16 protein-coding genes, 1 tRNA gene and 1 pseudogene are annotated in these 20,823 nt (G+C 44.9%); 11 read left to right on the plus strand and 7 right to left on the minus strand.

Annotation, left to right across the window (positions count from 1 at the left end; translation table 11 throughout):
* Positions 1 to 134 precede the first annotated feature (134 nt).
* The 4 genes from H3V12_RS00690 to H3V12_RS00705 form a co-directional block, all read right to left on the minus strand.
* Entirely contained in the window at positions 135 to 1,427 is a 1,293-nt protein-coding gene (locus H3V12_RS00690; protein WP_198212065.1) for an MFS transporter, read from the minus strand.
* Positions 1,427 to 2,236: an NADPH-dependent F420 reductase gene (locus H3V12_RS00695; protein WP_198212067.1), complete on the minus strand. Its 810-nt coding sequence runs from the start codon at positions 2,234 to 2,236 to the stop codon at positions 1,427 to 1,429. Before H3V12_RS00695 ends, H3V12_RS00690 begins: the two co-directional genes overlap by 1 nt.
* 52 nt (positions 2,237 to 2,288) lie before the next feature.
* Positions 2,289 to 3,200 (minus strand): aldo/keto reductase, encoded by a 912-nt coding sequence (locus tag H3V12_RS00700; protein WP_198212069.1) that lies wholly within the window; start codon positions 3,198 to 3,200, stop codon positions 2,289 to 2,291.
* A gap of 312 nt (positions 3,201 to 3,512) precedes the next feature.
* Entirely contained in the window at positions 3,513 to 4,976 is a 1,464-nt protein-coding gene (locus tag H3V12_RS00705; RefSeq protein WP_198212071.1) for a PLP-dependent aminotransferase family protein, read from the minus strand.
* 826 nt (positions 4,977 to 5,802) lie between these two features.
* On the opposite strand from H3V12_RS00705, the gene H3V12_RS00710 reads away from it, so the two are divergent.
* The 7 genes and pseudogenes from H3V12_RS00710 to H3V12_RS11140 all read left to right on the plus strand — a co-directional run.
* Positions 5,803 to 6,267 (plus strand): hypothetical protein, encoded by a 465-nt coding sequence (locus H3V12_RS00710; RefSeq protein WP_198212072.1) that lies wholly within the window; start codon positions 5,803 to 5,805, stop codon positions 6,265 to 6,267.
* Complete coding sequence (locus tag H3V12_RS00715) at positions 6,264 to 6,695, plus strand: carboxymuconolactone decarboxylase family protein (RefSeq protein WP_246787456.1); 432 nt, start codon at positions 6,264 to 6,266, stop codon at positions 6,693 to 6,695. The genes H3V12_RS00710 and H3V12_RS00715 overlap by 4 nt, the downstream gene beginning before the upstream one ends.
* Before the next feature lie 564 nt (positions 6,696 to 7,259).
* Positions 7,260 to 7,415, plus strand: coding sequence for a hypothetical protein (locus tag H3V12_RS00720; protein WP_198212074.1), 156 nt, complete (start codon positions 7,260 to 7,262; stop codon positions 7,413 to 7,415).
* Positions 7,408 to 7,695, plus strand: coding sequence for a hypothetical protein (locus tag H3V12_RS00725; RefSeq protein WP_198212076.1), 288 nt, complete (start codon positions 7,408 to 7,410; stop codon positions 7,693 to 7,695). Before H3V12_RS00720 ends, H3V12_RS00725 begins: the two co-directional genes overlap by 8 nt.
* Positions 7,696 to 7,716: 21 nt before the next feature.
* On the plus strand, positions 7,717 to 8,073 hold the full coding sequence (locus tag H3V12_RS00730) for a hypothetical protein (RefSeq protein ID WP_198212078.1): 357 nt from the start codon (positions 7,717 to 7,719) through the stop codon (positions 8,071 to 8,073).
* A gap of 354 nt (positions 8,074 to 8,427) precedes the next feature.
* Complete coding sequence (locus tag H3V12_RS00735) at positions 8,428 to 8,760, plus strand: hypothetical protein (RefSeq protein WP_198212080.1); 333 nt, start codon at positions 8,428 to 8,430, stop codon at positions 8,758 to 8,760.
* Between the two features lie 349 nt (positions 8,761 to 9,109).
* Positions 9,110 to 9,497 (plus strand): annotated as a pseudogene (locus tag H3V12_RS11140) (DDE-type integrase/transposase/recombinase); the annotation flags it as partial.
* A 366-nt stretch (positions 9,498 to 9,863) separates the two neighbouring features.
* Here the strand turns inward: H3V12_RS11140 and H3V12_RS00740 are convergent.
* Positions 9,864 to 9,940, minus strand: a tRNA-Arg gene (locus tag H3V12_RS00740).
* Between the two features lie 94 nt (positions 9,941 to 10,034).
* Here H3V12_RS00740 and H3V12_RS00745 point away from each other — a divergent pair.
* Positions 10,035 to 10,235 (plus strand): hypothetical protein, encoded by a 201-nt coding sequence (locus H3V12_RS00745; RefSeq protein WP_198212082.1) that lies wholly within the window; start codon positions 10,035 to 10,037, stop codon positions 10,233 to 10,235.
* 377 nt (positions 10,236 to 10,612) lie between these two features.
* Here the strand turns inward: H3V12_RS00745 and H3V12_RS00750 are convergent, their stop codons facing one another.
* On the minus strand, positions 10,613 to 12,121 hold the full coding sequence (locus H3V12_RS00750; RefSeq protein WP_198212084.1) for a HAMP domain-containing sensor histidine kinase: 1,509 nt from the start codon (positions 12,119 to 12,121) through the stop codon (positions 10,613 to 10,615).
* Positions 12,122 to 12,538: 417 nt separating this feature from the next.
* On the opposite strand from H3V12_RS00750, the gene H3V12_RS00755 reads away from it, so the two are divergent.
* From H3V12_RS00755 to pgi, 3 genes are all read left to right on the plus strand, one after another.
* Positions 12,539 to 13,801, plus strand: coding sequence for an efflux RND transporter periplasmic adaptor subunit (locus tag H3V12_RS00755; RefSeq protein ID WP_198212086.1), 1,263 nt, complete (start codon positions 12,539 to 12,541; stop codon positions 13,799 to 13,801).
* Positions 13,801 to 17,043 carry an efflux RND transporter permease subunit gene (locus H3V12_RS00760; protein WP_198212088.1) on the plus strand — a complete coding sequence of 1,081 codons (3,243 nt, stop codon included), beginning with the start codon at positions 13,801 to 13,803 and terminating at the stop codon, positions 17,041 to 17,043. The genes H3V12_RS00755 and H3V12_RS00760 overlap by 1 nt, the downstream gene beginning before the upstream one ends.
* Before the next feature lie 555 nt (positions 17,044 to 17,598).
* Positions 17,599 to 19,248, plus strand: a complete 1,650-nt coding sequence (pgi, locus tag H3V12_RS00765; RefSeq protein WP_198212090.1) for a glucose-6-phosphate isomerase — start codon at positions 17,599 to 17,601, stop codon at positions 19,246 to 19,248.
* 816 nt (positions 19,249 to 20,064) lie between these two features.
* On the opposite strand, the gene H3V12_RS00770 is transcribed toward pgi, so the two are convergent.
* Positions 20,065 to 20,697, minus strand: a complete 633-nt coding sequence (locus H3V12_RS00770; RefSeq protein WP_198212092.1) for a TetR family transcriptional regulator — start codon at positions 20,695 to 20,697, stop codon at positions 20,065 to 20,067.
* Between the last annotated feature and the right edge of the window lie 126 nt (positions 20,698 to 20,823).

Genomic DNA, 20,823 nt, shown 5'->3' on the forward strand with positions numbered 1-20,823 from the left:
TGCAGTTAAAAAACGAGGCTGAATATTATGACCGGATATTATGAGACGCGCACATCATTCTCGCCGCCACTTTCAGGCATAAGTTTGTGAGCACTTGTTCCAGGCTTGTTGAATATTTTTTAGCATTATCGGTTTTAAAGTTCGTCGTAACGCTTGCCGATTTTCTTTCCCGAAATTGCCCAGAGACAGGATAAAACAAGTGCAAGCAGCATAATGACCGGCGGCTGGACAACGTTGCGGATAAGCGTATCAACCCAGCCCCAGAATGCATCTGACCCGCGATAGACAAAAGTATCAATGGCGTTTTTGGCACTGAAGCGCGAATTTTCATCAACTGCCGAAAAGAGCATTTCACGGGCAGGGCGGGCAAGTGCATATTCTCCCACACGCCGCAATATCATTGCGATTGCCAAAATCGGAAAACAATAGAATATGCCAAGCAGTCCAAACAGGAGCACCATCATGACAGGCAAGCTCACAAGCAAGAATGTTACGCCGAATTTTTTTGCAAGGCGGGCGGTAACGAACATCTGGATAAGAATGGACGAGGTTTGCACAACCGTATCCATAATGGAAAAAAACTGTGTCTGTTCATTGGGATTGCTAAAGGTAGCCTGAACAAGGCGCGCCTGCGCGTAATAAAGAAAGGTGGTTCCGGCCGAAGTGAAAATGGCATAAACGGCAATTTGGCGGAGGTAAGGCGATTTTACGATGAGTTTCAAGCCAATCCATATGCCGGAATAGGTTTCACCGTTTTCTTTTTCCGTTTCGGTCACTCTGGGAATATTTTGTTTCACGTCTTTGCCGCGGCCGAAATCACTTCGCCAGTGCACAAGCAAAAACCAGAGAAAAAGCGTTGATAAAAACAGCGCTGTCGAAATTAAAAGCAGGCCGGCATAGCCCACTTTTTCAACCATAAATGCACTTATCAGCGGGCCGGTTATGCCGCCAAGACTTGCGCCTGCCGATAGGGGGCCAAACAGGCGCTGTGCCTGTTCTTTGGTAAAAACCTCGGCCAAAAAGCTCCACGTGAGGGAAATAACAAACAGGTTATAAACCGAAACCCAGACAAAGAATGCCCGCCCTACCCAGACATTGCCGCTATTATAATAAAGGCTTATCGTAAAGCCGAGCATCACAAGGCTACAAAGAAGCGTCGAATAGATAAAGAGATTGGTCTTTTTTACTTTCTGGCTGATAAAGCCGAAAACGGGCACAACGAGAAACATGGCGCAAAAAGTGGCAGTAAAAAGCCATGAGAGATGATCGACACCACCGGCAATGCCGAATGTTTCCCGCACCGGCCGCAACATGAAATAGCTGCAAAAGACGAGAAAAAGCGTGAAAAAGCCGCCCAAAAAGGCAACTGTTTCATGCGCTTTTAGCGCGAACAGACGTTCAAATATATGTTGCAGTTTGTTTATCATTATAGGCCAAGGCGTTTTCGCAATTTATCTGCCGGAAGGTGAGCACGAAACCCCGGCTCACCGGGGGCAAAAATATGCGCTGTTTCAAGTTTTCCGGTCATGACAGGTTCGCAACCGGTTTCGCGCACAAGCTCAGCTACAACGTCCAACGCTTTTTCATCGTCACTAGCGATCGGCATACCAACAGCTTCTATCCTTTTATTGAAACAATCTTCAATGACTGTGGCGTCAACTGCCGAAAAAGCACGGACAAGGCGCACATCCGGCACATATTTTTTAACCGTTTCGGCAATGCCATTTTTCTTTGCTTCAATTGAAAGAGGCTCTAAATCTCCTCCCCACAAAGGCGGGTTTGTCGCATCAATAACAATTTTTCCCTTCATTTCGGCGGCAAAATCTTTGCCGATTTCTGGCCAGGCTGAAAACGGCACTGCAACAAGAATAACATCACCAAATTGTGCCGCCTGGCGCGGAGTGCCAATTGAAGCTTTTTCGCCAAGCGGGTTTGTCAAGCGTCGCAACTCATCCGGATGGCGCGAAGAAAACATCACCGAATGGCCGGATTTGACGAGGAGGGTTGCAACGGTTCCGCCAAGCGAGCCGGCGCCAATAACCCCGATTTTAAGTTTTTTGACATCGGCTTCCGTTTTTGTTGCGGGGCTATCGTTGACTGTTTCCGCTTTGGATGAATTTGAAGTCTTCCCCGCCGAATTTTCTGTATTTTGTGAAAAAGCATTGGACAGCGAAAAAATCTCGGCAAGAGACAGTGCCAAAGCAGATTTCAACATAAAACGACGATCAAGAGACATGTTGAACCTTCTTGTCTTGAACTTTGTTGTCCAGAACGGGAAACCTTCTTGTTCAAATCGGGAAAGCCTTATCAAGTCGTGCAAGATCTTCTTCATCAAGATGAAGAGAAAGTGCGGCACTGTTTTCACGGCAATGTGCGGGCGAACCTGATTGGGGAATGGAAATGGTAAAATTGTTTCTGATTGTCCAGCCAATTGCGACGGCCGCAGCACTCATTTGATGTTTTTGCGCAATATCTTTCAAAACCGCATTTTGCAAAAGCGGGGTTTTGCCCGAACCAAGTGGAGAATAGGCCATAATCGGCATAGCGTTATTTTTTGACCAATCGAGAAGGCCTCCTTCAATAGTGCGGTCAACAAGTGAATATTCCACCTGATTGGTTGCGCATTGGTCGCCTTTTTCAAGGCTGAAAAGATCATTCATGTCGTTAACGGAAAAATTGGAAACGCCCCAATCGACAATGGCACCTTCGCTTTTTAATTCTTCAAATGTATCAACCACGGTTTTGAGGTTTGAAATTCCGCCACGCCAATGCAAAAGATAAAGATCCATCTGCTTTAAACCCAAGCGCTGAAGGCTGTTTTTGCAAGCATTGCGAATGTCTTCGGCTTTTGTTGCGTGCGACGGCATGACTTTTGAAACCACGTATGGTTTCGTTCCGGCCTTTTTGATCACACGGCCAACCATTTCTTCAGCTTTACCGGAGCTATAAAGTTCGGCAGTGTCAATGAGGTTCAAGCCAAGATCAAGACCGGTTGCAAGCGCTTCCTCTTCTTGTTTAAGAGGTCTTTGGCCTGCTGCAAGTGTCCATGTTCCCATGCCAAGCGTCGGGATCATCCGGCCGGTTTTAAGACGGATTAAAGGGTTTTTCATAGCTGTGGCTTGTGTTCTTGCCGAAATTGTCGGGCTAACCATGAAAGCTGCACCACAGGCGATAGCAAACTGTCGACGTGTTATGTCCATTCTAGCGCCTTTCCTATTTTTGTTGAGTGCAAGTATAATCGAGCTTTCAAAAACGAAAAAGGCATAATTGTTCATTTGAACGATGAATGAAAGTCATGAATGACCAGGGCAAGGGAGTATTTTTATCAAGTCATGCTTTTAAGCCTGAAACGCTTCCGATGAGGTTACGAAGTTCTCGAAAACAAGCCACTTTGACAGATGAAAGTCTCGAAAATGCTGTTTAATTGCAACGACAATCTGACAAAACGTCAAGTGGAATAAGCTTCTTTAAACAAATCAAAAATGTAAAATATATTGAATTATAGAAATACGTTATTTAGAAGAAACATTTGGTCTAATGACCTGATTAAAATCCGAGATAATTTTATAGGCCTCTTCTTGGGTTTTCAAATTAGAAAAGGATAATATTAATCCGCTCAAATCTCTTCTTTCTATTTGACGGTTTGAAATGCATCCAATTCCAAAATTTTCTTTTTGTGCGATTTTCATTAATGCCAGATCGTTACATTTAAAACAATTCTTTAATAGCAATAATGTATTAAGTCCGTGATTGAAATTTTTTACATGGAATATATCGGAAACATATCTATTCAATGCATTTTGTAAAAATATTTGTCGTTTTTTATAATTAAGCCTCATTTTGTTCAAATGTTTGGCAAAATTACCAGAATCCATAAATTCGGATAATACAGATTGGGTTAATATTGGAAATCCATCTATCCATCTCTGATAAAAATCCGTTATTTTCGGAACCATATACTTTGGAACAATAAAATAGCCTAACCGTAAGTCGGGATTAATTAATTTACTGAAACTACCAATATAGATCATATTGGCGTTTGTATGATTATTGAGACTAGCGAGAGCCGGCAGCGGTTTATTATCATATCGGAATTCGCTATCGTAATCGTCTTCTATGATAAATGTACCATTTTTCTCAGACCAATCTAATAATGTATTTCGATTATCGTCTCCCAGAACGTAGCCGAGAGGGCTTTGATGATTGGCTGTGACGATGATAAATTTAACGTCGGGATGGCTTTTTAAAGCATCAGAAATCTGCATTCCGTTATGATCGACAGGAACAGCGACAACATGTGCACCCGAGCTTCTAACAATGTCCAAAGTGGGCGGAAAACACGGGTCTTCTAAAAATACTGTGTCTTCCGGTTTACCAAGAGCTTGCATGAGCAAATTTAAAGCGCCGCGAAAGCCGCTGGTAATGAAGACCTGATCGGGTTCGCAAACGATTCCACGGGACAGTCCCACATAACGTGTGATGCTTTCTTTTAACTTTTTAAGCCCTGTCGAATGGGGATAAAATAACGAGTTATGCGTTTCAGCAATCTTTCGCTTTGAAAGACTACTCCAATATTTTGCGGGAAATAAATCGATGGCAGGTAAACCGATCTGGAGCTTTTTAAACGTCGTTCCTTCGGCATAAATGGACCGATGTTTAAAAGAATTGGTCGCAGTCTTCGTTCGTACGCTTGCATGGGCGAGGGACCGGTTTGCAACATATGTGCCGGAAGGCCCTCTGGAAACGAGATAACCATCTCCGATGAGGCGGCTATATACGCTTTCTACGGTATTTTTCCCCACCCCCATTTCAAGCGAAAGCGCCCTGATCGAGGGAACGCGCTTTCCTATTTCAAAAGTACCACTGTCGATTAATGAAATGATCTGTTGGTAGAGGCTATCACCAATTCCTGTACGAGACGATTTAGGCGAATAGCTTGTGCCGATCTCGTCTATGTTTATAAGCTCGTTTGACATTCGTTTCCTAACCGTCAGAAATCATCATTCATAACAATTGATGAAAGAAATCAATAGTTATTGACATAGGATAGTCAAACCGACGACAGAAGAGCGAAAAAACTTGAGACATTCGTGAGAGTGAGTTTCCGGCCTTCCTTTGCCTCTAATGCCTTGAATAAAAGATTATCATGACGAGGCGATCCGCAGCTCGTCACAATCCGGTTTATCGGCATCGCTTGGAGGAACAGGCATTCTTTTAGAGGCCGTTGTCACTATTTGATAGGCTGGAAAAAACAGCGGAACAATATTTTTTCGAGCGACTTTGACGATCCGTCAATTCTTTGGTGTTCTGTCAAATATAAGGAGGTTCATCTTCATGCGGGCAAAGCCGTGGCTTTAGGTCATGCCCCGGTTTTATCCAATGGTTGAATTTTTATAAAAGCCGATGCCCACCTTCATTTCTTGACCACAAGCCCTGAACAAGTTTTACGTCGATACGACCACAGATAATAATGCTGCTTAAACGCGTCACGAATACCGCTAAAAACATGCTAAATTGTTCAACCAGCCGGAGCCACTTCTCTCTATGTTATTTTGCGATGCCAAGTGTCGATAAATATCCGGATCGGCGGCATGTGGATTTACAATTTCCATGACAGCGCTCCAAGTCAGAAATCATAAGAAACACATTTTACGTTTGTTTTGAAGAACGACCCATAGAAATGCATTCTTTGTGTTCGAAACCAAAATTCGAATGTCACTATCAAATTGTCCCGATATGTCCCTATCGCAGGCAAAGGGTTTGCGACATTGTCTCATTCACAGAATTTGAGAATGGTGACGCATGTTTGACTTTGGCAAATCGTCTACGCAAAGGCGGGGCATATTTTTTGCTAAAGGGGGAATATATTTTGCTAAAGTAAGTTTAGCTATCAGCTATCTTTCGGCTGTATTTGACCGTTTCGGTTTTTGGGGTCATTTCGGTGAAACAGGTGTTTCATGGGGCTCGATGACCCAATTTTTTAAACATGTCTCAATACTGTGTCCCTGGGCACCGGAAAACATGATTCCTGTTATTGGCTGGGTGGTCACAGTTTTAGAGGCAGTCATCGCTTTATCATATATTATCAACGTAAAGAACAAATTCATTAACATTGCGAATATATTTATATTAATATTATTTATTATAGGTATGTCATTTTTTCAAAGTATAAAAATTATGATTAATTTTAATTTTATAGTTTGTTTTGCACTTTCGTTATTAATATATTTTGCAGACAATAATGAGAATAAGGAGAAGAGAATATGAAAAATCTCAGATTGAAATATTTTGACTTGTCACCGGAACTGATGAGCGGTTTTAGAGCCGTGAAAGTCGCCCTTGAGAAAAGCGTAGTCGAACAAAAATTGATTGAACTGGTCTATCTCAGAGTTTCTCAAATCAATGGATGCGCATATTGCCTCAATCTCCATACAAATTCCCTGCTAAAAGCTGGTGAAACACAGCGCCGCATATCCGAAGTGGCCGGTTGGCGTGTGAGTGACCAATTTTCTGAAAAAGAACAAGCAGCGCTGAACTGGGCCGAGCAGTTAACAAACATATCGACAAGCCACGCCGATGACGAGTCATACGAGGCATTAAAAAAGGTCTTTAGTGACAAAGAAATATCAGACCTTACATTTGCAATATCGCTCATGAATGGAATGAACAGACTTGCCATTTCTATGCGGCAGTGAGGCGCATTACGTTCAATGTTGAACAGTTGATTGAAAGAAGGCGCAAGTTATTCACGGCTTGGAGATGAGGTGCAGGTCATTTCTTCTTCAAGCACTTTAAGTGCTTGTCTGGATAGGGATAGCATCGAGGTCTATTTTAGGAAAGAAATGACCAGTGCTTGAGCAAAAGGTCTATAAAAGCTTGTCTTTCATTCTTTCTATGAAATTTATGAAGTCGTAAAAAACGTTGCGGCTCGGTATCAAGACTATAATATTTCTACAAAATCATTTGTTTATCTTTTGTTGATGTTTGTTTCGCAATCTTTATCCATTTTTTAGATCCCGATAGCTGATTAACGACTTCTTTTCTCATTCGTAGAAAATGCATGCCAGTGTGCTTGGTTAATCGCAAAGAAGTGGGAGTTTTCTTGAATTAACACCAATAGTCAGACTTGGTCTCAAAAACATTGCAAAACATGAAAAGAGCGAAAATATCGATGCAACCTTCGCGGCTGATGTGGAAATGGAAGTTAGCCGAGTGAGCGCATTGCCGCCTTCAAAGTCGGTAACGGTTTTAGAGAGAATGTGACGATCAGACCGTTCATTATAGATAAAGTGCAGGAAAAAGGAGAAGAGCATCTAAAGGATGCTATGGAAAAAGCAGCACTTGATAAAGGTGGTGAGACAGGCGTTTTATCCGATGCTAATGTTCATTATTATGGACCTGCTGCCAATGCGTGAAAAAACAGCAGATCTATTAAATAAATTAAGTAATGGAAACAAATATAGTGTTGAGCTGCAACGTCATAAGTATGATTTTGTCGGTGGGCTCATTGGTGGCAATCCTGCAACAATGTATGAGGCACCCGAAGGTTATAACCAATTAAAAGCGATTGGCGGTATGTTTGATCTTGATGGCAAACACTACTCTGTTCATAGTTGTTATGGTCTTGGAAAGAGTGATTGTGGGGCTACTTATGGTTATGCAAAATCTAAAATTATCAAAGCTCAAGGACGCTAATTTTAAAATGTGGAAACAAATATGAAGAATAAAATTATTACATTACTATGCTTGTCTTCATTAAGTGTTTTTAGTGGTTGTGGTACTGTATTTGAGCCTGGTTATGTAGATCCCGGCCCCCCACTATCTGGTGCCGCATGGTATCAAAAGCCAGGCGCAACACCAAAAGAAATATCTGAAGCATATGACAAATGTGACGAACGTTATCCAGATGATATGAAACTCGACCAAAATGTTAGACTGAATATCTACTTTAAACAAAGGTTTTGTATGGAAGATCAAGGATATTTTCCAAAGAGTGGAACCAGAGCGATAAAGTCTTGTAAAAATTTTCGTAATCCAAAAGTTCCCATTTGTGAGGCAAGGGGCGCTTATTAAAAAAGTATAAATTGTATTTTACAATTCGTATATTTTTTGAGGAAATTGAAATGAAAAAAACGACCGCTGATCATTCGGTTAGGGATAAAGGTTGGCGGTTGTTTGGCATTGAGCGTTAATTACTGTTTTGAGGCTTATGACGCCAATTGAAAAGAAATAACAAGTAGAATTCAGTATTCTGCCCACGGTTATGGTATTTGTCGAGTGCGCAATGCGTTTGTTCGAGCCTTAAAAGTGAGGCTTTGCGCATTACTGATGCCGATAAGGGCAATGAGATAAAAAGCGAAAGTTCTTACAAGTGGCGTTCATGCATGAAAATGATATTATCAAAAAATAATCCAAGGTGAAGATTCAATGAGAAAACTTCTATCTCTTTTATGTGTCGTCTTTATGCTGAGTGGCTGTTGGCTTTCTCTGAACTTTAGTCAGGAAATTCAAGATAAATGGCGTGGGCAACCTATTGAAAATATCATCAACCGGTTAGGCCCATTCCATGCCGCACAAAATAAAAAGGGAGAAAAATATATATACTGGGAACAATCTTTTCAAAAAAGTACACCTACAGGATATGAGTTAGCTTATTGTGAAACCCGCGCGTTCTATGACGACCACGGCAAAATTACAAGGCTGGATACTTATTCGAGAGGAGCTAATTGCGCTCTTAGTTTTAGAAACTCGCTAAAGTAAAACAGTTGTTATCGGTTGGTTTTTAATTATTCAGCATGTAGAAAAATTGTCTTTATTAGGAATGATGTTAAAATGAAAAACTTTGCAATAACTATATTTGTTTTCATCGTTTCAGGTCTATTCCTCACCGCTTGTCAACAAACCACTGCGACGTCGTCTCAAGAAAAACCGGCTATGGTAAAAAAAAGCGAAAAGCTTTGTGAACGACTAGGGTGTCATGTGACATATCACCCATAATTCTGAGTTATTTTCATGGCCTTTAGAGGCGTTGTCAAAATAAAGTTGTACTTGGGCAAAGACTTAACCCTTTAAAGACGAGATACATTCATGGTGGTGACTTTAGCGCGATGAAGTCACGTGACTGCATGTTGCCAAGCTTATGAAGAAAAAGAGTATAGAAACAATATACCGGCGGGCTATTACCTTGAAGCCGGCAACCAGTCACCAAGTTTATCCCTAGCTGCTGTGGCATCTGGCAGTAACACGCGCTAATCGGGTCTGGGCGATAGACATGAGCTATATTCCGATGGCGCGTGGTTTTGTTTATCCGCGTGGTTTTGTGGACTGGTTTAGCCGAAGGGTTTTATCATCAAGACTATCAATCACAATGGAAAATGCTTTCTCAATAGATGCAGTCGAAGAGGCTCTTACGTTAGGGTAAACCCGACATATCCAACACCGACAAAGGCTCGCAATTTACGTCGATGGACTGCACGGAAGCACTCAAGATCGCGCAAAGCAAAAATTATAGCACCGACGTCAGTCGGTTCTTCCATTTCGATCAGGAGCTTCATAAAAAGGAAGGGGGAACATCCACTTAAAGGCACTCATGATGAGTGCGATTGATCAGTCTCGTTTGGTTTTAAATACAATAAACAAAATGCTGTTTTTCTACCTTAAAACAGAAAGACCACAGAATTTCAGATGGCCAGGCTTTCGAAGGAAATTTGAAGGATGGTTTCAAATCATGATTGATTGAAAGCATTATCAATCAAAAGCAATTCCCCTCACATATTTTTAAAAAATAGTAGAGACTGGTGTTTATTTTTAAAAAATGGAAAAGTTTGGTGTTTGGAAGCTATAGTGAAATGCCAAAATTTAAATGGCGCACCCGAAGAGATTCGAACTCCTGACCCCCAGATTCGTAGTCTGGTGCTCTATCCAGCTGAGCTACGGGTGCACTTTTGAAAAACACCAAAATGATGTTTCCAGCCAGTTCCATCAACGACATCCGGATTTGAACATCTTCAATTGACTGACAAGCGGTTTCCTAATTGGTTCGCGAAAGAAATGCAAGAGAAGATTTTATTTTTTTGTTCATTTGTGACGCGAATTTTGCGGCTAAGCGCTTTGAAACCGGAAAATCTCTGTCGGAAATTTTTATGTTCAAAATGAAGGGAGCTAAAAAAACAACGGTTGAGGAGAAGCAAGAGGTTTTAAAAAAAACTGCTTTAATAACAAAACCGCATTTTTAGAAAATTTTATAAAGCCGAATTTTTTTAAAAAAAACCGGTATTTACTCGAAAACCGTGCATTTTCAAAAAAGACGCTCGGAAAAGCTTGAAAGGCGGAAACTCCGCTCAAAACGGTGGGTATGCATTGCCTGAATGTCTACGGAAGATATCGGTTGAAACAGCCTGCCGAGATGCCTGTTGAAAGGCAGCATAAAAGGTCAGCTGAAAATTTTTTACACGCGAAATTTTGCCAGCTTGTTTGGCTTTATGGCATCAATTGATGTTCGTTAATTGGAATTCGTTTTGGTGAATAACCTTTTCAGGAAAACGTCTCGTGAATACGCGTGAATAATTGAAAGAACTCGTGCGTTAAGCGTCACTCTTATCCGACAGCTTGATCAGGCGGTTATTTCATTCTTTTGTCGATCTTCGCCATGCGAGGGAAGATCGGGAATGCGGATTTCAAAATGCGCGCCGCCGCGCTCTTCGTCAATCAATGTAATTTTGCCGCCATGGGCGTTGACGAGCTCTTCACATATGGTCAATCCCAAGCCCGAACCGTTGCGGCTGGTTGAACCCTGAAATGGTGAAAACAGGTGTTCCTTGGCCTTTGCCGGCAGACCGGGGCCGGTATCTACAACATCGATAACTGCTACATTGTCAATACGGTGTCCGCTGATGGTGAGTTTGTTTTGAAGTTTCGCACTGTCTTCCCGTTCCAGCATTGCCTGAACAGCATTGCGGCATAAATTGGTGATAACGCGGTGGAGCTGTTCTTCATCCGCGTCGATTGTCATATCAACCGGTACTTCATTAACAAATTCCACCTGATCGGAACCGGGAAGGGTGAGCGATTCAAGGAGATCGGCCACAAGGTCATGAAGGAGAAGTTTTTTACGCTTTGGCGCTTCTTCCTGCGTGCGCCCGTAAGTGATAACGGTCTGGCTATAAATGACCGCGCGGTCGATAGCGCGGATAAGTTTCGGAGCAATTTTCTTCACCATCGGGTCTTTTGCGTCGGCAAGGTGATCCGACATCAATTGCGCGGAAGCGAGAATATTCCTCATATCATGATTGATTTTGGAAACCGCGAGCCCGAGATTGGCAAGGTGTTTCTGATGGGCATAACTTTTTTGCAATTCGCTTTCGATAACCGAAATACGTTTTTGCGTCATACCGAGTTCATCCCTGCGGGGTTCGGGCACCAGAATTTTGCTGGGATTATGCGGTTCTATCACAAAATCGAGCATATTGGTGTAGATATTCTGCAATGGGCGCACCAGCAGTTCATGGACAATCAAGTAAATCGTCGTTGCTGCGACAATTGCGATGGTGAGAGAGATTACAACAAAATGCCACGAAAAATCGATCATCGCCTGCCGCAATTTCCTGTCGGCAACGGTGACTTCAAGCGTGATGTCTGTTCCTTCGATAGGACCGCGAAGAAGCAAAATATTGCTGCCTCCGAAATAGAGCGTTGTGAGAGAATCAAGCAAAGCTTTGGTTTCGCTATAATCGGGAAGATCAATAGTTTCATTGACCTTTTTCAAGTCCGGCGAAGTGGCAAGGTTCATTCTCTCGTCATTTCTGATAATGCTTATAGCCAAGGCATCAGTGGCGGTCAGAACATTTTTTTGCAAATTCGGGCTTAGGGTGATTTCGGGGCTTGAAGCCAGAATCATGCTGATGGCTTTGGCCGACTGGTGGTGGTCTCCAAGCCAGCTTTGTTGCATGCTGGCAATAGAGGGCATGAAAACCATAATTTCCGTGATGAAAACCGAAAGCGTAATGAGCAATAACAGCCGGACACGCATACGCCGATAGAAGGGTATTTTCTCATGTTCGCGATCAAGCGACATACCCGTTGTTATAGGCGCCGGTTCGCCGGTTATTCCTTCGTTAGTCATTCAACCTCTTCAGACGAGCGGCATTTTTAGCGAAATGTCGCGTCAGTTTTTGACCGATAACGAGTCAGTGCTGCCTTATAAAACCCGCATTTTAAATCCAGTCTATAAAAATCATTGATTAAGAACAAATTGTTTTTTGCGCTTATCCAATTGGTTATTTTCCGGTTGGAATTATTACCGAAATTTAACTGGACGAAAAAACGCAAATTTGCATGAAATACAATGAAAAATCGTCATTAAAGACTTTTGGGTAAAAACGTCATTAAAGACTTTTGTAACCCGTTTGATGCGGCTTTGATGAACGTTAAAACTTTGATGAACGTTAAAATTTGTAGAAGAACTTAAAAACAGAGTGACAAAAAACAGTATCGGATAATAATCTGTCCGGTTTTCTCATCCTTTGATGAAAGCAGCGCGATGAAACGCCCGTCGAAAATTACCATCATCGTCATTATTGTTCTCGTTATCGTCGGCCTGTTTGTCTGGCAGGGATTAAAGAACGGAAAAAATGCCGGGCACACCTCAACATCGACCTCGAAAATAAACGAGGTCGTTGTAAAACCGGTAAGCCAAAAGCTGATCAATGACCGGTTAAGTGCCATCGGCACGGGAAGGGCACTTGCAACGGTTTCCGTCACCCCCTGGTCTAGCGGCGTGATGGACAAGCTCTATGTGAGTGCGGGAATGCACGTCAATGTCGGCGATCCGGTTGCAAAGCTTGATTCCGATAATGAAGAAATCGCTGTCGAGCGCGCCAAGGTGGAAGTCGATGATGCGGAATTGGCCATGGCAAGAACGGTCAAGTTGCGCGCCTCCAATACAGCAACTGAAGTGCAGGAATTGTCGGCAAAACTTGCACTCGACAAGGCAAGGCTCACCCTGCGCGATGCCGAGCTTGCAGCTGATCGGCGCACAATCCGCGCGCCGGTAAGCGGCATTGTCGGCATTTTACCGGTTGACGCGGGAAATTACGTGACATCCGATACAACAATTGCCCGCATTGATAATCGCGACCATATTCTGATCGACGTCTGGGTGCCGGAACGTTTTGCCCCGCTCATTAAAATCGGCCAAAAAGTGAAAGCTACATCTATTGCCCGCCCCGGTGAAGAATTTGTCGGCCGCATCAGCGCCATTGACAATATGATCGACGAGCAAAGCCGCACTTTGCGCATTCGTGCGGAAGTCGATAATGCTTCCGGTGTGCTTCAATCGGGCATGTCTTTTTCTGTGTCGCTTGCTTTTCCGGGTGACCCTTATCCGGCAGTAGACCCGCTTGCAATCCAGTGGAACGCCGAGGGTGCCTATGTCTGGCGGGTGAAAAACGGTCCAATGAAAAGTGGTATTGTCGAACATGTGCGTGTCGGCATTGTCCAGCGCAATGCGGATTCGGTGCTGGTCACAGGTGCACTTCATCAAGGAGATCTTGTTGTCACCAAGGGTGTGCAAAATCTGCAAGATAAAAGTACCGTCGATATTTTGCCGGATGAAGGGGTGAAAGAGGCGGGAAAAAGCGCTTCTCTCGGCAATCAGAATAATCGTTCTGCTCAATCCGGCGGCAATATTGGACACCATGAAAAAGCAGCAGAAGCGACCTCGGATGAAACCAAGAAAGCCGCCGGTGAACCTCACGAAGTGAAGGGATACGAAAAGAAAACTCTTGACGGAGCAAGCCGGTAATGGCGGACGCTTTTCAGAAATCCGGCGAGCGCGAAAAGAATCGCGAAAAGGATAAAGGCGGGCTGGTTGCGCTTTTCATCCGCCGGCCGGTTTCGGCTTTTGTGCTCAATGTGCTCATCATGGTGGCGGGGCTTGCCGCACTTCAGGGCATTGATGTGCGTGAATTGCCGGATGTCGACCGGCCGGTGGTGACAGTTTCAACCGATTTTGATGGCGCGGCGGCTGAAACAATCGACCGTGAAATCACCCAGAAGCTTGAAGATGCGGTGGCGCGTGTTTCAGGTGTCAAAACCATATCATCGCGTTCTTCTTTTGCCCGTTCGCGGGTAACGGTCGAATTTAATGACGGTGTTGATCTTAATGTGGCGGCAGCCGATATTCGTGATGCCATTTCGCGTGTCACCAATGATTTGCCCGATGATGCCGATTCATCCCGCATCATCAAGGCCGATTCCAATGCCGACGCGGTGATGCGCCTTGCCGTGACGTCAACAACAATGAGTGTTGATGATTTGACGGTTTTGACCGAAGACCAGATCGTCGACACGCTTTCGGCCGTTTCCGGTGTTGCGGATGTGCAGGTCAATGGCGACCGTGACAAGATTTTCAGAATAGACATTAATCCGGCGAAACTTGCAAGTTACGGCCTGACCATTGCCGATGTCACGAAAACACTTTCCGATATGGCACTTGATGCGCCGGCCGGTTCGCTCAGAAGTTCCAGTCAGGCGCTGGTGGTGAGAGCAACCGCCAATATCTCCACGCCGGAAGAATTCGAGAACGTCTATCTCAACAACCGTGTGCGTATCGGTGATATCGCCAATGTCACTCTGGGGCCGGATGTGGAAACCTCGATTGTGCGGGTCAATGGAAAACCCGGTGTCGGGCTTGGTATTGTGCGGCAGGCCCAATCAAACACACTCGATATTTCCGAAGGGATAAGAGCGGCTGTTGACAATCTCAACAAAACACTTCCTGAAGGCGTGCATATTACCATTACAAGTGACGATGCAAGCTTCATCAAAGGCGCTATTCACGAAGTCGAGGTGGCGCTTATTGTTGCGGTTTTAAGCGTTGTGGTTATCATTTTTCTGTTTTTGTGGGATTTGCGCGCCACTTTCATTCCCGCCCTTTCTATTCCTGTCGCCTTGATCGGCACATTTGCCGCTATTTATCTTGCCGGTTTTTCGGTCAATATTTTAACCCTCCTTGCGCTTGTTCTTGCGACCGGTCTGGTGGTTGACGATGCGATTGTGGTTCTGGAAAATATTGTGCGTCACCGCAATCTCGGGGCAGGGCCGAGAGCTGCGGCCGTCATCGGCACAAGAGAAGTGTTTTTTGCCGTGATTGCCACAACACTGACGCTTGTTGCGGTTTTTGTACCAATTTCCTTTTTGCCGGGACAAGCGGGCGGGCTTTTCCGTGAATTCGGTTTTGTGCTGGCAATTGCCATTCTGCTTTCGGCAATTGTGGCTTTGACACTTTGCCCGATGCTTGCTTCAAGATTTCTGAAAGATGTCAAAAAGCCTGCCGGAGCCATTGCCGATAATGAGGAAAACCGGAACAGCGAGGAAAGCCGGAATAATCAGGAAAACAAAGGGCAGGAGGCCTTAAGCAACGGGCATTCCAAACCGGCATTGCTTTTGAAATTTGCCCATGCATTACAGAATTTCTATGCCCGCAGCTTGCACCGTGCTCTTGACCATCCGTGGATTGTGGTTTTGCTTTCGATCGGCTTTGTTATCCTAAGTGCGGGTGGATACCTCACCTTGCGGCAGGAATTGACCCCGTCGGAAGACCGCGCACAGGTGTTTTTGCGCATCAACGGGCCACAAGGAATTTCTGTCGATTATCTCAATGATGAAATGCGCAAGATCGAGGATGCGCTTTTGCCGTTCAAAGAAAGGGGCGAAATCATCAATACCTATTCGGTATCAGGCACTTTCGGCTCGTCCAATAACGGTTTTCTCATGCTCAATCTTGCTCCCTGGGGCGAGCGTCACCGCAGCCAGCAGGAAATTGTTCAGGAAATCAATCAAATAATGAAGGGTTTTCCGGCTGTGCGTGTCATTGCGGCGGAAGGCAATTCGCTTGGCATTAGGGGGGCAGGACAGGGCTTGCAATTTGCAATTCTCGGCACCGATTATGCCAAACTCCAGCCGGTTGCCGATCAACTTGTCAGGAAAATGCAGGAGGACCCGCGTTTTGTGCAGCCGCGCTTAAGTGTTGAAGCAACGCAGCCGCAATTGTTCATCGACATTAATCGTGAAAGGGCAACCGATCTCGGTATTGACATTACCGGCCTTGCCAATGCCGTGCAATCCATGCTTGACGGGCGCAAGATCGGCTCGGTCTATATTGGCGACCGCTCCTATGATGTGAAGCTTGTGTCGAATAGCACACCCGTTAATGACCCGACCGATCTTGAAAATATTTTCATGAAAACGGCAGATGACCGTTTCGTGCCGATGTCGGTGGTGACAACGGTTAAAGAAAAGCCGGTTCCGCCTGAACTCGGGCGGGAATCGCGTATGCGCTCTATCGCCTTGACGGCAAGTCTTGCACCGGGTTTTGCCCTCGGTGAAGCTTTTGAGCAGGCGCTTGAACTTGCAAAACCCATATTGCCTGCGGGAAGTTATATCATCCCGCTTGCCGAGGCTGCCACATTGAGCGAAACCTCTTCCGGCCTTATTATCGTCTTCGGCTTTGCTCTGGTCATTATTCTTCTTGTTCTTGCCGCACAATTTGAAAGTTTCATTTCCGGCCTCATAGTCATGGCAACAGTGCCGCTCGGCCTTGGCAGTGCCGTTTTTGCCATGATGGTGAGCGGGGTAAGCCTGAATGTCTATAGCGAGATCGGGCTGGTGCTGCTTGTCGGCATTATGGCCAAAAACGGCATTCTGATTGTCGAATTTGCCGATCAGCTCAGAAACCGCAATCAGACCTTGCGCGAGGCGGTGGAAAATGCTGCCAATATACGTTTGCGGCCGGTATCAATGACAATGATTTGCGCCATTCTTGGCGGTGTACCGCTGATCCTTGCAAGCGGGGCGGGTGCGGAAGCGAGAATTTCTTTAGGCTTTGTCATTGTCGGCGGGCTTGGCCTTGCAACCATTGCAACGCTTTATGTCACACCTGTTACCTATCTCTTGCTTGGCCGCTTTATCCGCCCGAAAGCCGAAGAGGATTTCGAACTTGAGGAGGAACTTGATGCCGCACAAAATGCCAAAACAACCGGCTGAATGACGAGCGTCACACGAGAGAAACAAATATCGGCGGTGATGCGCCTGCTTTATAAAAGGACACCAATTTTTCTAAATCGTGCACCGCTAAAACGAGTGTTCATAATAATCAAACGATAAAAAATAAAACGCGTGGTCAAGATAATAGCTGCAAGAAGAAATTTCTTTTGCCAACTTATTACCGGTCTCGTCAATTTACCTATCTTACGAATGTTTGCGTATCTTGCCAATGTTGGTATGTGTTGAAGGTTGTTTGTGAATACCGGTCATTTTACCGGACGCTGCCGCATTTTGACGCTCTGCGGTTTTTAACATTTGAAACAAGACAATGTCGGGCTTTGAAAGAGGCTGTTTAAAATTTATCTGATTTCAATTTAGCGAATGGTTCCGGCTAAAAACGGCATCATCGCAAGCCGCCAGAAAAGCCGTTGATAATGGTGCACTATAAGGCCCGTTAAATTTTCTTTCACGCGAAATGGATAAAGGCAATTTTACCTCTTTCACTTCAATGTGTTTCATCTTAAATTCTATTTACACAATGGAGGGTAGCTTGCCATGTTCCGCAACGAAGAAAAATTCCGCGCCGCTTTTAACGCATTGAAAACCCATGCAAAAGATCCGGAGCTTGGCGATATTCGCTCACTTTTTAAAAATGACCCGCAGCGTTTCGAGCACTTTTCATTGCGGCTAGATGATTTGCTGTTCGACTTTTCCAAATGCGGGGTTACGGCGAAAACCTTGGAGCTTCTTGATAATCTTGCCGATGCTGCCGGTTTGAAGGAGCGGCGAGAGGCGATGTTTTCCGGCGAGCCGATCAATTTGACCGAAAATCGTGCGGTTCTTCATGTTGCTTTGCGGGCGCCGAAGGGGAGCACAATCATGCTTGGCGACAAAAATGTTGTCGAGGATGTGCAGTCGGTTCTCTCGCATATGGAAAAATTCTGTGAAGGGGTGCGCTCCGGTGCCTTCAAAGGCGAACATGGTGGTAAAATTACCGATGTTGTCAATATTGGCATTGGCGGTTCCGATCTTGGGCCCAAAATGGCAACGCTTGCTTTGAAGCCCTATCACGACGGGCCGGATAGCCATTTTGTTTCCAATGTGGATGGCGCCGATATTGCCGATACATTGTCGCGGCTTAACCCCGCAACAACACTGATTATCGTTTCTTCAAAAACCTTTACCACAGCCGAAACCATGACCAATGCGCATATTGCGCGCCAGTGGATTGCTGAAAAACTGGGCGAGATGGCCGTTTCAAAACATTTTGCCGCAGTTTCGACTGCGCTTGATAAGGTGGCTGATTTCGGCATTGACCCGTCGCGTGTTTTCGGCTTCTGGAACTGGGTTGGCGGGCGTTATTCCGTCTGGTCGGCAATCGGCCTTTCGGTGATGATGGCAATCGGGCCGGAAAATTTCAGAAAGTTTCTCGCTGGCGGCCATGCAATGGATGAACATTTCCGCACAGCACCTTATTCTGAAAACCTTGCCGTCCGGCTGGGGCTTATCGGTTTTTATAATCGCGTCATCTGCGGTTATCCGACACGCGCTGTCATTCCCTATGAGGATCGTTTGTCGCGTCTACCCGCCTATCTCCAGCAACTCGACATGGAATCGAATGGCAAACATGTGACCATTGACGGCAAACCGGTTACAATGCCGACAGGCCCTGTTGTCTGGGGAGAGCCCGGAACCAATGGGCAACATGCTTTCTTCCAGCTTTTGCATCAGGGAACCGATATTATTCCGGTCGAATTCATTGTTGCTGTGAACGGGCACGAAGAAAACTTGCGCCACCAGCATGATATGCTTCTTGCCAACTGCTTTGCCCAATCGGAAGCACTGATGCGTGGTCGCAGCCAAGAAGCAGCAAAAGCAATGTTGATGAAAGGCGGCATGAGTGAAGCGGAGGCCGAAAAGCTAGCCCCGCACAAAAGCTTTGTCGGTAACCGTCCGACACTGACGCTCGTCCATGACAAGCTCACCCCCTTCACATTGGGGCGGTTGATTGCACTTTATGAACACAGGGTTTTTGTTGAAGGCACACTCATGAACATCAATTCCTTCGACCAATGGGGTGTGGAATTGGGTAAGGAACTCGCAAATGAATTGTTACCCATGGTTTCCGGACATGAAAGTGCCGACGGCCACGATAGTTCGACAAGCGGTTTGATTGCTTATGTCAAAGAGCGTCGCACGCGCTGAAAACGAGAATCTGAAAAGATAGAAGGCAGCGTATCCAAGAAGGCGCTGCCTTTATATCGGGTTTGTCTATAAATCCTATTTTTCTTTTCCGTCACATTTTACTTTCAGTTGTGACATCCCGCTCACGCCTACATCCCGTTTTGTCCAATAAGCCTTTTGCGATATTTCATTTTGTCGATATATTGGCCTATCTGGCAGATCGGCTTTCCGGTTGCGTTTCGCGAATTTGCAATCATGCTTTACAAAGTTAACTCATTCTGCCTTTGAAAGAGTCACGTGATAGTGCAATGAACAAGGATGACTTTTGCCAAAGCTGTTTCCCGCGAGGGCTTTTTCCCGTTTTTTGGTCTGGCAAAAAATGGTCGGCAAATGGCCGACGGTCGTGATCGGCGTATATTTTTAAAATTCCGGTTTTGAAAAACTCCGGTTCATGGAAACTTGAAAGCCATGTGAACAAATCTCGCCCAAAGAGCGGTATTTTTGTTTTGTCACATTTCGATGCAGCGGGATTTAAGTAAAAGAAAAAATAGAAAAGTGTTTTTCCGATAACCTCTTTTTTGATGGCAAAGCCGAAAACTAAGGGGCACTCAAAAAAAGTGTCGAGTGAAACAGCCGGAAACGGGGGGGATGGCAAAAAACGGGAAATGGGGTGATTGCTTTGCTTTTTAAAAAGCGCGACGATTTTTATAAGCCAGTATGATTTTTAAAAAGCGTAGTAATTTATCTATAGAGTAGGGGGATTGTTTTGAAGTTGGAAATTTTGATGGCGTGGCACATTTGTGTTTAAGGACAGGGGGTGCAAGGGTTAAAGGCGCTTCATCCCATGAGCTGTCGGGAATCTTTCCGGAAAGATTTTGTCTGGCTTAGAATCAATCTTGTACCAAGTGCATTAAGATCGAAATTTTTTGCCGAATTCAACCATTCATGAAGAATGCCGCCCACCACACAAACAAGCACGCGCGCGCCATCTTCCGGTTCCCAGTCATCGGAAAGCATGTCGCGGCTTCGCGCCACGTAGAGCATGCGCGTAAAAAGATCAAGCATGCTGTCATGGGCTTCCCTCAAGCGTAATATCATTTGCGAAAAATCATCGACATATTCGCAACGCAAAGTAATAATTGTCATGACACGCTGCTGGTGCTCGTCTTCAGCAAAACGGCTGAGCGAAGCACAAGCCGATTTTTCCAATACATCAATCGGATTGATCGAATCATTGCGGCTTACTTCATCAATAAGGTCTTCTTGCGGAAATTTGATGCGGTCGATAATTGCATTGTAAATGGCCGGTTTATCGCGAAAATGGAAATAGATTGCGCCGCGCGTGACGCCAGCCCGTTCGGCAATTTCATTGAGCGAAGTTTTGGAAACACCTTTGGTTAAAAAAGCCATTTCTGCCGCATCAAGGATCGATTCACGTGTTTCGCTCGCTTCGGCTTTTGTCCGGCGCATATTATTTCCCCTTTTTGTCCCGTCATCACACTTTAAACATAAAATTCTGTTTTAAAAAAACAGGAAATCCTGTCTTGAAAAACGCGAAATCTTGATTGAAAAATGTTCAATTAAGTGTTTTCTGCC

Source organism: Bartonella sp. W8167 (assembly GCF_016100335.1).
Lineage (GTDB): Bacteria > Pseudomonadota > Alphaproteobacteria > Rhizobiales > Rhizobiaceae > Bartonella > Bartonella apis.